Source organism: Phenylobacterium sp., from assembly GCF_965284355.1.
Lineage (GTDB): Bacteria > Pseudomonadota > Alphaproteobacteria > Caulobacterales > Caulobacteraceae > Phenylobacterium.
Genome location: NZ_OZ260078.1, coordinates 1,090,783 through 1,103,896, shown reverse-complemented (window position 1 = coordinate 1,103,896; position 13,114 = coordinate 1,090,783). Strand labels below are relative to the sequence as shown.

The window sequence follows — 13,114 nt, the reverse complement described above, 5'->3', positions numbered from 1 at the left end:
ACGGCCTTCACGCGGATGTACTTGCTCCGAGGCCGGGCGACGCGCTCGACAACCATGGGGCGTAGAATCTAGACTTGTGTCGTCTTGGTAAGGGGGCGCGGGTTGACGATCGGGGCCTGGATGACGCGTGCGCTGATCGGCGGCGCGATCCTTATTGCGATGGCCTGGCCTGCGCAGGCCGCGTGGGTGCGGGTCGAGACCGACAAGTTCGTCGTCTATGGCCAAGGTGGCGAGCGCGCGGTGGCGGCCTACGCCACCAAGCTCAATACCTACGACGCGGTGCTACGACGGTTCCATCCATCGACCCTGGAGCGCAAGCCGGACACCAAGGTGCAGGTGTTCATGGTATCGTCCCGAGACGATCTGCGCCGGGTGCGGCCGCGACTGCCGAGGAGCGTCGCTGGCTTCTATTCGGCCATGAGCGAAGGCGTCTTCGCCATGGCGCTCAAGGACGGCGGCCTGGGCGAGGACGACGTCATGTTCCACGAGTACGCCCACCACTTCATGTGGGAGAACTTCCCCGCCGCTTATCCCGCCTGGTTCGTAGAGGGCTGGGCTGAGTACTTCATGACGACGGAGATCAAGCCGGACGAGATCAAGATCGGCGGATACAATGTCGGACGCGCCCACGGAATCTTCGGCGAGACATGGATTCCGCTGGAAGACCTCCTCTCAAAGACCAGCTTCGAGACGCGCGAGCAGAAGCGGGATGTCTACTATTCGCTCGCGTGGCTGTTCACGCACTACATGCGAAGCGACCCGACGCGTGCGGTGCAGCTCGATATGGCGATCCGGGCCATCGCCGCCGGCAAGGATCCGGTGAAATCGTTCGAGACGGCGACGGGCAAGAGCATGGAAGAGCTCACCCAGGCGCTCAAAAAATATCAGCGACTGCAGATCCTGGGGATCAAGAACCCGGGCGCTCCCGTGCCCATGAAGATCACAACACTGTCGAAGAGCGCTGACGACCTGCTTCTGGACAACCTGCGGCTCATCCTGACCTCGACCGGTGATCTCGACGCGGACTTCCTGGCGGGTGTGCGCCGCAAGGCCGCGCGGCACCCGGGCGACGCCTTCGCCGAGCAGGTTCTGGCGCGCGCCGAGTTCGTCATGGGCGACGTGTCCGCGGGCGAGGCGATCACGAAGCGGCGGCTTGACGCAAATCCCAACGATTTCGAGGACCTGCTGCTCGCGGGCACGGGCCAACTGGTGGCCGGCATGCGTGATCCGAAACAGCGCGACGCGCGCTACAAGGCGGCGCGCACGCCCCTCGCCAAGGCGTACGGGGTGAACAATGCCGATTTCCGCCCGCTGTACGCCTACGCCCTGTCCCGTTCGATCGAGCCGACCTTCCCGACCGGCAATGACATGAAAGCGCTGCTGGAGGCGCGCTACCTCGCGCCCGCGGTGCAAGAGCTCTCCTGGCGGGCGGGTATGGCGCTGCTCCGGAAGGGGCGTCGCGACGAAGCGGCCCTGATGCTGGCGCCGGTCATCAACAATCCGCACGGCGGCCGCGCGGCGGCGCGGGCGCGGGAGATGCTGAACAGCGGTCGGATCGGCGTCCTCGACCTTGATGAGCCGGAGGACGAGGAGGAACCCGCGCCGCCGTCGGGTCAGCCGCCCGCCAAATCGGCTACGTGAACATCTCGATGATCCACTCGGGCACCCGCCTGGGGCGGCCGGTGGCCTGTTCGATCAGCACCCAGGTGGTATGGATCTGGGCGCACATCTGGCCGTCTGGGCCGTCGATGCGGATGAAGCGGTCGTAGCGGGGGCCCTGGGCCGTCTCGGCGACCCAGGTGCGGGCCTGGGCGGTTTCACCGGGCATCAGGGCGCGGCGGTAATCGACCTCATGGCGCAGCGCGATCCAGGCCCAGGTCGCCTGAGCGTCGGGCGGGGCCAGCGAGCGCCAGTGTGCGGTGGCCATGTCCTGCGACCAGCGCAGATAGACCACGTTGTTGACGTGGCCGTTCTCGTCGATGTCGGCGGGCGTGGGCGTGAACTCGAGACGGAAGACCTGCCGGCCCTCCGGAGGCTCAAGCAGTTTCGTCACGCCTCAGCCTCCGACAGCGAGGCGGGACTCGTCAGAAGTCGGACGCGTCGAACGGCGGAACCGGCTTCCACTTCTGTCTACGCGTCCGGGAGAAGGCCCTGCTCGGACAGCATGGTCTTCAACTCGCCCGACTGGAACATCTCGCGGACGATGTCGCAGCCGCCGACGAACTCGCCCTTCACGTAGAGCTGGGGGATCGTCGGCCAGTCGGAGAAGGTCTTGATGCCGTCGCGCAGCTGGTCGTTCTGCAGCACGTTCACGCCGACGAAGTCGACGCCCAGGTGGTCGAGGATCTGGACCGTCACGGCTGAGAAGCCGCACTGGGGCTGTTCCGGCACGCCCTTCATGAACAGGATCACGTCGTGCTCGGCCACCGACTTGGCGATCCATTCATGCACGGGATTGGCGGTGGCGGCGTCAGACATAGGTTCGCCCTTTCGGCGCGGATATCGTCGTCAAAGAGCTAGGGACGCAGGTTGCCTGGGTCAAGCGGGTCACGCGGGCGCACTGGTCTCCAGGGCCAGCGCGTGCAGTTCGCCGCCCATTCTGCCCTTCAGCGCGGCATAGACCAGCTGGTGCTGGCGCACGCGGTTCAGCCCCGCAAACGCGGCTGACACAATGCGGGCTTTGTAGTGGTCGCCGTCGCCGGCGAGGTCGTGCACCTCGATGGTCGCGTCGGGGAAGCCTTCGCGCAGCGCGGCTTCGAGGTCGGGTTGGGACATCGGCATGAGGCGGACTTAAGGTGCCGTCCGTTCGGCGTCCAGAGGCGCGAGAAGCCGAACACGCTGAACTCATGCGGTGCGCGTGAAACTCATGATCCAGTTGTCTTCCCAGGTCTGGCCGTCGTCATACGAGAACGATTGCGTCCAGCGCGCGCGGCCGGCGTCGATGACGTCCCAGCGATAACGCACCTGGACAGGGCGAGCGCCGTCCAGATCCTCGCCATAGAACAGGCCGACCCCACGCTCGAAACGGCCATGGACCGGCGGCTGCACCAGACCGTCGGTGCTTGACACCCAGTGGATCGACCAGACCTGGCGGGCGACGTCGAAGCTGCGGAAGGCGACGCCCTGGAAGCCGCGGTCCGGGAAGTCGTTCTCCTCGACATTGCAAAGGCCATCCATCAGCCCTTGCGTGAAGCTTGAGCCGTCGAAGGTGTCCCAGTCGTCGCTGCCGACCCCGCGCGCGGTCAGGCGCCGGTGCTGCACGGCCCAGCGGCCATACAGGAAGTGGAAGTCGCGGCGTCCATCGTCGTGGGCGTCATAGGCCATGGCTCGTCCCTCGTGTCGGAGGGCAACCTAGGCAGGTCCTGCTGACAGCCGTCTGTCAGCAGGGTGACACCGCCCGCATCAATCGATGATCGACGAGTAGACGATGCTCTTCAGCTGGCCGCGGAAGTTGAAGGTGCCCGAAGGCATCAGCTGGGTCATGAAGACCACGCTAAGGTCCTCCTTGGGGTCGACCCAGAAGATCGTCGAGGCTGCGCCGCCCCAGTAGTAGTCGCCCGCGCCCAGGCCGCCCGCGTCCACCTCGCTGAGCGAGGAGGCGAAGCCCAGGCCGAAGCCCACGCCGTCGTAGGCCGTCTCGGAGAAGCCGCCCAGGGCCACGTCGGTCAGGTTCCGGCCGCCGGGCAGGTGGTTCATGTGCATCATGGCGATGGTGCGGGGGCCCAGCACGCGGTGCCCGTCCAGCTCACCGCCGCGGCGCAGCATCTCGCAGAACCGCAGGTAATCAGCGCTGGTGCCGGTGAGCCCGCCGCCGCCCGACCGGAAGCCGGCTGGCTTCGTGAAGTTGGATGTGGCCGGATCGTCGATCAGCTGCAGCTTCTTGTCGGGCCCGCGCTGATAGTTTGCGGCGAACCGATCCACCTTTTCCGGGGCCACCTGGAACGACGTGTCCTTCATGCCCAGCGGCTGGAAGATCACCTCGTCGAGGTACTGGTCGAACGGCTTGCCCGAGATCAGCTCGACCAGGGCGCCGCAGACGTCGGTCGCCAGCGAGTACATCCAGGCCTGGCCGGGCTGATAGCGCAGCGGCACCTTCGAGAGCTTGTCCATGAAGCCCGCCATGCTGTCGGGGGCGTCGAACGAACGGATCTTGAGCTCGCGGTAGATCTTGTCGATCGGGTGCTGAATGCCCACGCCCGGCAGGCCGCCGCCGTACGTCAGGCCTGCCGTGTGGCAGAGCACGTCGCGGAAGGTGATGGGCCGGTGCGGCGCCTCGGTGACCATATTGTCGCCCTCGCCCGAGACCCACACGCGGTGGTTCTTCCAGGACGGGACCACGCGGCTGACCGGATCGTTGAGCTGGAAATAGCCCTGCTCGTACAGGGTCATCAGCGCGACCGAGGTGATCGGCTTGGTCATCGAATAGATGCGATAGATCGTGTCGTCGCGGGTGGGCTTGCTGCGCTCCAGATCCATCGACCCGAACGACTTGAAGTAGGCGAGGTGCCCATGCCGGGCGACGCTGACCTGGCAGCCCGCGATCTTGCCGGGACCGATGTAGTTGCGCTCCAGGTGTTCGCCGATGCGTTCCAGGCGGCCCGCGTCCAGGCCGGTCCACTGCGACTGGGCGTCCATCAAAATTCCTCCCGACGATTATCGTTCTGCATGCAATGCGCCATCATGGGCGACGAACAAGCGTTTAGCCAAGAGAAGGATGGGTATGGAGGCGCTGTATGCGCTCGCTGCGGAAATCGGCGAGAAACTGAAGGCCCGCGGCGAGAAGATCGCGGTGAACGAGAGCTCGTCCGGCGGGCTGATTTCGGCGGCGCTGCTGAGCGTGCCGGGCGCCAGCGCCTACTATCTGGGCGGCGCAGTGGTCTATACGCCCAAGGCCCGCGTGCTGCTGACCGATATCCCGCGCGAGGCGCTGGAGGGCATGCGTTCGTCCAGCGAGCCCTACGCCCAGCTCCTGGCCCGCAACGCCCGCGAACGCTACGGCGCGACCTGGGGCATCTCCGAGACCGGTGCGGCGGGCCCGACCGGCAACCCGTACGGCGACGCGGCCGGCCACACCTGCGTCGCGGTGGCGGGGCCAGTGGAGGCGGTGCTGACCATCGAGACGGCCGAGAGCGACCGCCAGGCCAACATGCTGGCCTTCGCCATGGCCTCGCTGTCGCTGCTCAACAAGGCCCTGGACGCCATGGAGGCCTGACGGGGCGCATGTCGGGATCGCGCAAGCTCGGGCGTCCTTGGGCGGATAGCTGTTCGCCCCCTCAGGAACCCTCTGCATGTCTTTCCAGGCCTACCTCGACAACATCCAGTCCAAGACCGGCAAGACGCCGGATCAGTTGCGCGCGCTCGCGGCCGACAAGGGCTTCACCGAAGCCGGCGTGCTGAGGAAAGGCGTGAAGGCCGGCGAGGTGTTGGCCTGGCTCGAGCAGGACTTCGGCCTGGGCCGCGGCCACGGCATGGCGATCGTCGCCCTGCTCAGGGGCATGAAGACCGAAGGCGACGCCTAGAGCGTCGGGTCGTCGCTGACCCTGACCAGCATCTTCCCGAAGTTGCCGCCCTTCAGCATCTCGGCGAAGGCCGATGGCAGGGTCTCCAGGCCTTCGCGAATGTCTTCCAGGTAGCGGACCTTGCCCTCGGCGACCCACGGCCCGACCTCAGCCAGGAAGGCGTCGTGATGGCTCTCGACGTAGTCGCCGACGAAAAGGTTGCTGACAGTCATGCCGCGGGCCTCGGCGGCGGCGCGTTCCGCCGCGCCCGCATCGCCGCCCTCGTCGCCGTAGTGGGCGATCAGGCCGCAGATCGTCATCCGTGAGCCCGGGTTGAACAGCGGCAGGACGGTCTCGAAAACCGCGCCGCCCACGTTCTCGAAGTAGACGTCGATCCCGTCGGGGCAGGCGGCCTTCAGGTCTTCGGCGAAGGTGGGCGAGAGGTGGCTGACACAAGCGTCATAGCCCAACTCGCCGGTGACGAAGTCGCACTTCTCGGGCTTGCCGGCGATGCCGACCACGCGCGGGCCGCGCTGCTTGGCCAGCTGGCCCGCGATCTGGCCAACGCCGCCCGACGCGGCCGAGACCACGACGGTCTCACCGGCCTTAGGCTGGCCCTGCAGGATCATCCCGGCGTAGGCGGTCAGGCCCAGCATGCCCAACACGCCCACGGCCTGTGAGATGCGGCCCATCGCGGGGTCCAGCTTGCGCGGGACCATGTAGCCGGGCCGCGGCACGCCTTCGCCCATCAGGCCGTACTCGGCCCAGCCGTTGGTGCAGAAGACGAAGTCGCCGGGGCTCAGGCCCTCGATGTTCGACTCCACCACCTGGGCCACCGTCCGCGCGTGGCAGGGCGCGCCCTCAGGCTCCACGCCGCGGCGCTTGTAGCCCCACTGGTAGGGATCGAGCGACACGTAGATGGTCCGCGTCAGCGCCTGGCCGGGACCGGGCGTCGGAATCGGCGCCTCGCGCAATGCGAACGTGTCGGGGCCGGGCCACCGCGGCGGCGGGCGCTGGGCGAGGGTCCAGTATCGGTTCATGCCATCATCGTGGGGACCGCGGGCAAAGTCCGCAAGACGCGAGTCGGGCGCGGGAAGCGTGCTGCGGTCCGGTTCAACGTCATTGACGGACGCGCGCGTAAGCGGCGCACTCTCCTCCCATGACGATCCGACCCGAACTGACAGCCATCGTCGGCGAACTCGATTTCGATCCCGACGCCCTCCATGCCAAATACCTGGCCGAGCGGGACAAGCGGCTGCGAACCGACGGCATCGGCCAGTACGTCGAGGTGACGGCCGAGTTCTCGCACTATGTCGACGATCCCTATGTGGACCCGGGCTTCACACGGGCGCCGGTCACCGACGAGGTCGAGTTCGCGATCATCGGCGGCGGGTTCGGCGGCCTGTTGATGGGTGCGCGCCTGCGCGAGGCGGGGGTCGAGAGCATCCGGGTGGTCGAGGCGGCGGGCGACTTCGGCGGCACGTGGTACTGGAACCGCTATCCTGGGGCGATGTGTGACGTGGAGAGCTACGTCTACCTGCCGCTGCTGGAAGAGCTGGGCTACATCCCCAAGCACAAGTATTCGTTCGCGCCCGAGATCCTGGAGCATTCCAAGGCGATCGCGCGACATTTCCGGCTGTACGACGACGCGCTGATGCAGACGTCGATCACCGGGATGACCTGGGACGAGGCCGACGGGAAGTGGGTCGTCGAGACCAACCGCGGCGACCGCTTCAAGGCCCGCTACGTGGCCATGGCCAACGGCCCGCTCAGCCGGCCCAAGCTGCCCGGCATCCCGGGGATCAACGACTTCGAGGGCCACACCTTCCACACCAGCCGGTGGGACTATCGCTACACCGGCGGCGACTCGACCGGCGGCCTGACGGGCCTCAGGGACAAACGGGTCGGGATCATCGGCACCGGGGCGACAGGGGTGCAGTGCATCCCGCACCTGGGCGAGTGGGCCAAGGAGCTCTACGTCTTCCAGCGCACCCCCTCGTCGGTGGACGTGCGCAACAACGGGCCCACCGATCCCGCATGGGCCGCCAGCCTGCAGCCGGGCTGGCAGCAGCACCGGATGGACAACTTCAACACCGTGGTCTCAGGCGGCAGCGCCGAGGTGGACCTGGTGAGCGACGGCTGGACCGACATCTTCCGCAATCTGCAGAACAGCGCAGTGAAGGAAGCGGGCAAGAAGCTCGGCCGCCGCCTGACCAGCGAGGAGCGCGCACAGCTGCTGGAGTTGGCCGACTATCGCAAGATGAACCAGGTGCGCGCCCGGGTGGACTCGATCGTCCAGGACCCCGTCACCGCAGCGGCGCTCAAGCCCTGGTACCGACAATTCTGCAAGCGGCCGTGCTTCCACGACGAGTACCTGCAGACCTTCAACCGGCCGAACGTGATCCTGGTGGACACCCAAGGGAAGGGCGTCGAGGCGCTTACGAAGACGGGGGCCGTAGCGAACGGCCGAGAGTACCCTCTGGATTGCCTGATCTTCGCGACAGGGTTCGAGGTGGGCACGTCGTACACCCGTCGCGCGGGATACGACATTGTGGGGCGGGGCGGGACGACGCTGTCGGAACACTGGGCCGATGGCCTGCGCACCCTGCACGGACTGACCACGAGCGGTTTCCCGAACTGCTTCTTCCTGGGCTTCACCCAGACGGCCATCACCATCAGCGTGCCCCAGGCCCTGAACGAGCAGGCGCGGCACGTGACGCATCTGGTGACCGAGGCCAAGGCGCGCGGCGCCCAGGTGCTGGAGCCGACGCCCGAGGCCGAAGAGGCCTATGTGCAGGAGGTGCGCAGCCTGGCGCGAATGGGCCAGCGCTACTACTCAGAGTGCACCCCAGGCTACTACAACTCCGAGGGACAGGCGGGTAACCGCCAGGGCTTCTTCTCCGACATGTACGGCGCCGGCCCGCTGGTGTTCTTCGAGGTGCTGAAGGCCTGGCGCGCGGCGGGTGACCTGAAGGGGCTGTCGCTGCGCTGATGCCGCCTAGAGCGTGACCGCTTCAGCATGGAGCGTATCCGGAGTTGACGAGGTAGTTGGCGCACTCGGCGGCTGAGAAGTGGTCGAGGAGGAGGCCGATGCGTCGCCAGGTGGCTTCGACGGTGCGCTCGGCGGCTTTGCGCAGGAGGGTCTTCAGCTTGGCGAAGACCTGTTCGATGGGGTTCAGGTCGGGGCTGTAGGGCGGCAGGAAAATCAGGTGCGCGCCGGCGCGCCGGATGGCCTGGCGGACGGCCTTGCCCTTGTGGCTGCCGAGGTTGTCCATGATCACCACATCGCCGGGGGCGAGCGTCGGGACGAGGACCTGTTCGACGTAGGCCCGGAACCACTCGCCGTTGATCGGCCCATCCAGGACGAAGGGCGCGTCGATCCGATCGCATCGCAGTGCGGCCAGGAAGGTCAGGGTCTTCCAGTGGCCGTGAGGAACCTTGCCGACCAGCCGCTGGCCACGCGCGCAGCGGCCGTGGGTGCGGGTCATGTTGGTCTTCGCCCAAGTCTCGTCGATGAAGACCAGGCGGCGCGGATCAAGCCGGCCCTGATGGCGTCGCCAGCGGTCCCGCTTCCTGGCCACGTCCGGTCGGTCCTGCTCGATGGCGTGCAGGCTTTTTTTTGAAGGTCACGCCCTGGCGCAGGTAGAAACGCCACACCGCGTCGTAGCTCACAACCACGCCGCGGTCGGCGAGCTCGGCCTGGATCGCCCGGAGCGTCAGGTCCGGCTGCTCCGCGATCCGCGCCAGCAGCCAGTCCCGCTCGCCCGCCAGCACCAGCGGCCGATGACCGCCCATCCGCCGCGCTGCGGCGCTGCCTTCGCTCCGCAGACGCTGCGACCAGCGCACCGCCGTCGCCACCCCGACCCCGAACCGCTCCGCCGCCTCACGGCACGTCCCGCCCGCCACCACGAAGCGCGCCACTCGATCCCGCAGATCAAGCGAGTAGGGTCGACCCATGCGAGCTGGCCTCCCATCCAGCCCACATCTTGAATCATGATCCGCCCAAACCCGGAATCCCGATTCAGCTAAGCGCGGTCACGCTCTAGGAGCTGTGGACTCTTAGGATTCACGCTGGGTCCGAAGCGTGATTCAAGACTGCTTTTTGGAGGCGGTCTTGGGTGTGATGGATCGACTGGTGCTGAGCGATGAGCAGTGGGAGCGGATCGCGCCGCTGATCATCGGGCGGCCGGATCAGAAGGGCTCGACGGGTCGGGACAACCGGATGTTCGTCGAGGGCGTGCTCTGGATCGTCAGGACGGGTTCGCCCTGGCGTGACCTGCACGAGGTGTTCGGGGACTGGAACACGGTCTTTCGGCGCTTCAGCCGCTGGAGCGCCAAAGGGGTCTGGTGGCGCATCTTCGAGGCGCTCTCGGACGATCCGGACTTCGAGTACCTGATCGTCGACTCGACCATCGTGCGCGCCCACCAGCATGCGGCGGGCGCGAAAAAGGGGGGTCTGAAGATCAGGCCCTTGGCCGCTCCCGCGGCGGCCTGAGCACCAAGATCCACATGGCGGTCAGAGGCCTGGGCTGTCCTGTCCGGTTCAGCCTCACCGCCGGCCATCGTGGCGACGCACCCCAGGCCGAACCCTTGATCGAAGGCTTGGCCGCCGACGTAGTGATGGCCGATACCGCCTACGACTCAGATCGCCTGCGCCAGAAGATCGCTGAGAAGGGCGCGATCGCCGTCATACCGAACAACCCATCCCGCGCGATCAAGCACCCCCTCGACGCCCAGCTCTATGCTCAGCGCCACCTGGTCGAGTGCTGCTTCTCAAGGCTCAAGCAGTTCCGCCGCGTCGCCACCCGCTTCGAGAAGACCGCCCGCAACTACCTCGCCATCGTCACCCTCGCCGCCATCGTCTTGTGGCTACGATAAGTGTCCACAGGACCTAGGGCCCTTTGGCGGGGGTTTCCCGTATGGCGGCTTCGATGTCGGCCTTGAACTTGGCCAACTGGCCCGACTGGTAGCAGCCGCCGCACTCCCGGAGTTTGGCGTCGAGCCAGGCCAGCTGGACGGTGGCCTTGGGATCGCCCGTCCGGGCGTAGGCGACGCCCAGGCCGGCGCGCGCTTCGGGGTGGGTGGGATAGAGCCGCACGGCGGTGGTGTAGGTGGTCCGCGCGCCCTTCCAGTCCTGCAGACCCTGCTGGGCCGAGCCCAGCAGCAGCCAGGCCTCGACGCGCTTGGGATCGGCGCGGGTGACCGACTGGGCGTACTTCCGCGCGGTCTTGTAGTCCTTGTCGCGCAGGGCCTTGGCAGCCACGTCGATGTTGCGCTGGGTGACCTCGCGCTGGGCGCCGGCCATGGCGTTGGCCCCGCTCTCGTAGAGCTCGGTCTCGGACTGCGACCAGGCAGGCGATGCGCCGGCCATCACGGCCGCCAGGATCAGGACTCCAATCCGCATCGTCTCACCCCTTCCAAGCTCTTGCCTCGACGGTAGCTCGACCGCCCCTATTGCGAGGCGCCCCGCGCATCGACGCGGACGATGTCGACCAGCACGCCATCCTGCACCAGATGGAAGACATCGTACCGGTCCAGGGTCGGGTCGATGTGTCCGGGGGCCAGGGCGATGCGTTCGCCGCGGGCGACCGGGGCGCCCTCAGGCCGGGAGAGCATGCCGTGCTCGTCGCCGAAGAAGCGGTAGCGACAGGCCGCGAACCTCGGCGTCAGGGGCCGGGGCATCGGCCCGTCGGTGGAGAAGGCCTTGAGGCCGGCGTCCAGGGTCACCCACTTCGGATGGTTGGCCGTGATCACGGTGCTGACGATGGTCGCCGCCTGCTCGAACTCGCCGTCGGGGTCGGCCTTCAACGCGTCGCGGTACTCGGTGTCCATGAACGCGAACGAGCCCGGTTGGACCTCATTCAGCACCCCCTGCGCCGTGTCGGCGGCGAAGGTGCCGGTGCCGCCGCCGGTGACGACGTTGACCGTCCCGCGCACGCCGCGGACCGCAGCGATGGCGGCCGTCAGCTTCTGCATGCCTTCGGCGACCGCTGAGGCTCGGGCGTTGGCGCCCTCCATGTGCTGCCAGGCGCCGCCGTAGCCCTGGACCCCCAGCAGGCGCAGGTTGGGCTGAGACAACACGGCTCGGGCCACCGCGGCGGCCTGTTCGGCGTCGTGGCAGCCGGTGCGGCCCATGCCCACGTCGATGTCGATGACCACCTGGATCGGCGACGTGGCCGCCGCGCCCAGCTCGGCGGCGGCGTCGGGATGGTCGACCACGATACGGAAGTCGGGGAGGGACGCGGCCAGCCGCGCCGCCCGCGACGCGCTGGAGGCGCCCGCGATGGGCGAGGTGACCAGGATCTGGCCGATCCCCGCCGCCGCCAGCGCCTCGGCCTCAGCCAGCTTGGCGCAGCACACACCCACCGCGCCGGCCGCCAACTGACGGCGGATCAGGGCGGCGCACTTGTGCGACTTGGCATGCGGGCGAAGGGCCAGCCCGGCGGCCTTCGCGCGCGCGGCCATTCTGGCGACGTTGCGGTCGAAGGCGTCGAGGTCGATCACCGCCGCCGGGGTGGGGATCGTGTCGGCCGACCCGGGCTCGCCCAGCTGCGCGATCGCCAGCGCCATGTGCGGCTTGTCGGCGAGCGGCCCCAGGTGCGCGCGAACGATGGCCCGGTCCATTAACCCACTCCCGCTCGTCCCCACGCGTTCAGGGGCCCCGGCTTGCTAGCTAGGGCGTTCCGGACGCGCCTGGAAGTCACTGCGTCCCCGCATGCGCGGGGATGAGCGATGAAATTGAGCGGATCGTGCATGGCCGCCTCGTACGGCGGCAGGTTTCAATCAGGGCTCAGGGAGACCACACATGACCAAGACGATCTTCATCACCGGCGCGTCCACCGGCCTGGGCCGCGCCACGGCGCTGCTGTTTGCAGGCAAGGGCTGGAAGGTGATCGCCACGATGCGCAACGCGGCGGCGGGCGCCGATCTGGCGGCGCAAGGCGTCACCGTGATGGCGCTGGACGTCACCAACCCGGCGCAGATCGCGGAGGCGGCGAAGGCGGCCTTGGCGCTGGGTCCGGTGGACGTCCTCTTCAACAACGCCGGCTACGGCCTGGCCGGGCCCTTCGAGGGTGCGACGGACGCCCAGCTCCGCGCTGAACTCGACACCAATCTGCTGGGCGTCATGCGGGTGACCCAAGCGTTCCTGCCGGCCATGCGCGAGCGGGGGCAGGGGACGATCCTCACCACCACCTCGATCGGCGGGCTGGTCACCTTCCCGTTCAACTCGGTCTATCACGCCACCAAGTGGGGCCTGGAAGGCTGGAGCGAGAGCCTCGCCTACGAGCTTTCGCCCTTCGGCATCAAGGTGAAGACCGTGGCCCCCGGCGGCATCGCCACCGACTTCGCCAGCCGCTCGCTGGTGATGACCCAGCACGCCGCCTACGGTGAGGCGATGGCCAAGACGTTCGCGGCGTTCTCAAATCCGGAGCGGCGATCGAGCGGCTCCAGCGCCGAGAAGATCGCCGACGCCGTCTGGGACGCCGTGAACGATGACGGCGACCGGGTCAGCTACGTGGCCGGCGACGACGCCAAGGCCACCTACGCCCAGCGGCTGGCCGTGGGCGTGGAGGCGTTCCGCGCCGGAATCCGACAGGCGTTCCTGGGCGGCTAGA

General features: G+C 67.7%; 15 protein-coding genes. 6 read left to right on the top strand and 9 right to left on the bottom strand.

What is annotated here, in order from left to right:
* Positions 1-120 precede the first annotated feature (120 nt).
* Positions 121-1,641 (top strand): tetratricopeptide repeat protein, encoded by a 1,521-nt coding sequence (locus tag ACQ66R_RS05360; protein WP_430419899.1) that lies wholly within the window; start codon positions 121-123, stop codon positions 1,639-1,641.
* Here the strand turns inward: ACQ66R_RS05360 and ACQ66R_RS05355 are convergent.
* From ACQ66R_RS05355 to ACQ66R_RS05335, 5 genes are all read right to left on the bottom strand, one after another.
* Entirely contained in the window at positions 1,634-2,053 is a 420-nt protein-coding gene (locus ACQ66R_RS05355) for an acyl-CoA thioesterase (protein ID WP_430419897.1), read from the bottom strand. The two genes, ACQ66R_RS05360 and ACQ66R_RS05355, sit on opposite strands and share 8 nt — an antisense overlap.
* 77 nt (positions 2,054-2,130) lie before the next feature.
* Positions 2,131-2,478, bottom strand: coding sequence for a Grx4 family monothiol glutaredoxin (gene grxD / locus ACQ66R_RS05350; protein ID WP_430419895.1), 348 nt, complete (start codon positions 2,476-2,478; stop codon positions 2,131-2,133).
* Positions 2,479-2,547: 69 nt separating this feature from the next.
* Positions 2,548-2,781 carry a BolA family protein gene (locus tag ACQ66R_RS05345; protein WP_293363873.1) on the bottom strand — a complete coding sequence of 78 codons (234 nt, stop codon included), beginning with the start codon at positions 2,779-2,781 and terminating at the stop codon, positions 2,548-2,550.
* A 63-nt stretch (positions 2,782-2,844) separates the two neighbouring features.
* Complete coding sequence (locus ACQ66R_RS05340) at positions 2,845-3,324, bottom strand: DUF1579 domain-containing protein (protein ID WP_430419893.1); 480 nt, start codon at positions 3,322-3,324, stop codon at positions 2,845-2,847.
* Between the two features lie 78 nt (positions 3,325-3,402).
* Positions 3,403-4,635, bottom strand: a complete 1,233-nt coding sequence (locus ACQ66R_RS05335; protein WP_430419892.1) for a serine hydrolase domain-containing protein — start codon at positions 4,633-4,635, stop codon at positions 3,403-3,405.
* 85 nt (positions 4,636-4,720) lie between these two features.
* Here ACQ66R_RS05335 and ACQ66R_RS05330 point away from each other — a divergent pair, with 85 nt between their 5' ends.
* Together ACQ66R_RS05330 and ACQ66R_RS05325 are read left to right on the top strand one after the other, a co-directional pair.
* On the top strand, positions 4,721-5,212 hold the full coding sequence (locus ACQ66R_RS05330) for a CinA family protein (protein ID WP_430419890.1): 492 nt from the start codon (positions 4,721-4,723) through the stop codon (positions 5,210-5,212).
* 76 nt (positions 5,213-5,288) lie between these two features.
* Positions 5,289-5,519: a DUF4287 domain-containing protein gene (locus ACQ66R_RS05325; RefSeq protein WP_430419888.1), complete on the top strand. Its 231-nt coding sequence runs from the start codon at positions 5,289-5,291 to the stop codon at positions 5,517-5,519.
* Here the strand turns inward: ACQ66R_RS05325 and ACQ66R_RS05320 are convergent.
* Positions 5,516-6,538, bottom strand: a complete 1,023-nt coding sequence (locus tag ACQ66R_RS05320; protein WP_430419886.1) for an NADP-dependent oxidoreductase — start codon at positions 6,536-6,538, stop codon at positions 5,516-5,518. The genes ACQ66R_RS05325 and ACQ66R_RS05320 overlap by 4 nt on opposite strands.
* A 119-nt stretch (positions 6,539-6,657) precedes the next feature.
* On the opposite strand from ACQ66R_RS05320, the gene ACQ66R_RS05315 reads away from it, so the two are divergent.
* Positions 6,658-8,490 (top strand): flavin-containing monooxygenase, encoded by a 1,833-nt coding sequence (locus ACQ66R_RS05315; RefSeq protein ID WP_430419885.1) that lies wholly within the window; start codon positions 6,658-6,660, stop codon positions 8,488-8,490.
* A 22-nt stretch (positions 8,491-8,512) separates the two neighbouring features.
* Here the strand turns inward: ACQ66R_RS05315 and ACQ66R_RS05310 are convergent.
* Positions 8,513-9,455 (bottom strand): IS630 family transposase gene (locus tag ACQ66R_RS05310; protein WP_430419033.1). Its coding sequence is split into 2 segments (ribosomal slippage): positions 8,513-9,118 and positions 9,120-9,455, totalling 942 coding nucleotides; the frame shifts between segments, so codons are not numbered across the junction.
* 166 nt (positions 9,456-9,621) lie between these two features.
* Between ACQ66R_RS05310 and ACQ66R_RS05305 the strand changes: the two genes are divergently transcribed.
* Positions 9,622-10,376, top strand: a protein-coding gene (locus ACQ66R_RS05305) for an IS5 family transposase (protein WP_430419018.1) whose coding sequence is annotated in 2 segments (ribosomal slippage) — positions 9,622-9,955 and positions 9,955-10,376 — 756 coding nt in all. Because the reading frame shifts where the segments join, the coding sequence is not laid out codon by codon here.
* A gap of 13 nt (positions 10,377-10,389) precedes the next feature.
* Here the strand turns inward: ACQ66R_RS05305 and ACQ66R_RS05300 are convergent.
* Positions 10,390-10,902 carry a tetratricopeptide repeat protein gene (locus ACQ66R_RS05300; protein ID WP_430419884.1) on the bottom strand — a complete coding sequence of 171 codons (513 nt, stop codon included), beginning with the start codon at positions 10,900-10,902 and terminating at the stop codon, positions 10,390-10,392.
* 47 nt (positions 10,903-10,949) lie between these two features.
* Positions 10,950-12,122, bottom strand: coding sequence for an alanine racemase (locus ACQ66R_RS05295; RefSeq protein WP_430419882.1), 1,173 nt, complete (start codon positions 12,120-12,122; stop codon positions 10,950-10,952).
* Between the two features lie 181 nt (positions 12,123-12,303).
* Here ACQ66R_RS05295 and ACQ66R_RS05290 point away from each other — a divergent pair, with 181 nt between their 5' ends.
* Entirely contained in the window at positions 12,304-13,113 is an 810-nt protein-coding gene (locus tag ACQ66R_RS05290; RefSeq protein WP_430419881.1) for an SDR family oxidoreductase, read from the top strand.
* The last annotated feature ends 1 nt before the right edge of the window (position 13,114 follow it).

What these genes read in the sequence shown, in the direction of transcription:
- ACQ66R_RS05360 (WP_430419899.1), top strand. Translation starts at nt 121, where the DNA reads ATGACGCGTGCGCTGATCGGCGGCGCGATCCTTATTGCGATGGCCTGG.
- grxD (WP_430419895.1), bottom strand. Translation starts at nt 2,478, where the DNA reads ATGTCTGACGCCGCCACCGCCAATCCCGTGCATGAATGGATCGCCAAG.
- ACQ66R_RS05345 (WP_293363873.1), bottom strand. Translation starts at nt 2,781, where the DNA reads ATGCCGATGTCCCAACCCGACCTCGAAGCCGCGCTGCGCGAAGGCTTC.
- ACQ66R_RS05340 (WP_430419893.1), bottom strand. Translation starts at nt 3,324, where the DNA reads ATGGCCTATGACGCCCACGACGATGGACGCCGCGACTTCCACTTCCTG.
- ACQ66R_RS05335 (WP_430419892.1), bottom strand. Translation starts at nt 4,635, where the DNA reads ATGGACGCCCAGTCGCAGTGGACCGGCCTGGACGCGGGCCGCCTGGAA.
- ACQ66R_RS05330 (WP_430419890.1), top strand. Translation starts at nt 4,721, where the DNA reads ATGGAGGCGCTGTATGCGCTCGCTGCGGAAATCGGCGAGAAACTGAAG.
- ACQ66R_RS05325 (WP_430419888.1), top strand. Translation starts at nt 5,289, where the DNA reads ATGTCTTTCCAGGCCTACCTCGACAACATCCAGTCCAAGACCGGCAAG.
- ACQ66R_RS05320 (WP_430419886.1), bottom strand. Translation starts at nt 6,538, where the DNA reads ATGAACCGATACTGGACCCTCGCCCAGCGCCCGCCGCCGCGGTGGCCC.
- ACQ66R_RS05315 (WP_430419885.1), top strand. Translation starts at nt 6,658, where the DNA reads ATGACGATCCGACCCGAACTGACAGCCATCGTCGGCGAACTCGATTTC.
- ACQ66R_RS05300 (WP_430419884.1), bottom strand. Translation starts at nt 10,902, where the DNA reads ATGCGGATTGGAGTCCTGATCCTGGCGGCCGTGATGGCCGGCGCATCG.
- ACQ66R_RS05295 (WP_430419882.1), bottom strand. Translation starts at nt 12,122, where the DNA reads ATGGACCGGGCCATCGTTCGCGCGCACCTGGGGCCGCTCGCCGACAAG.
- ACQ66R_RS05290 (WP_430419881.1), top strand. Translation starts at nt 12,304, where the DNA reads ATGACCAAGACGATCTTCATCACCGGCGCGTCCACCGGCCTGGGCCGC.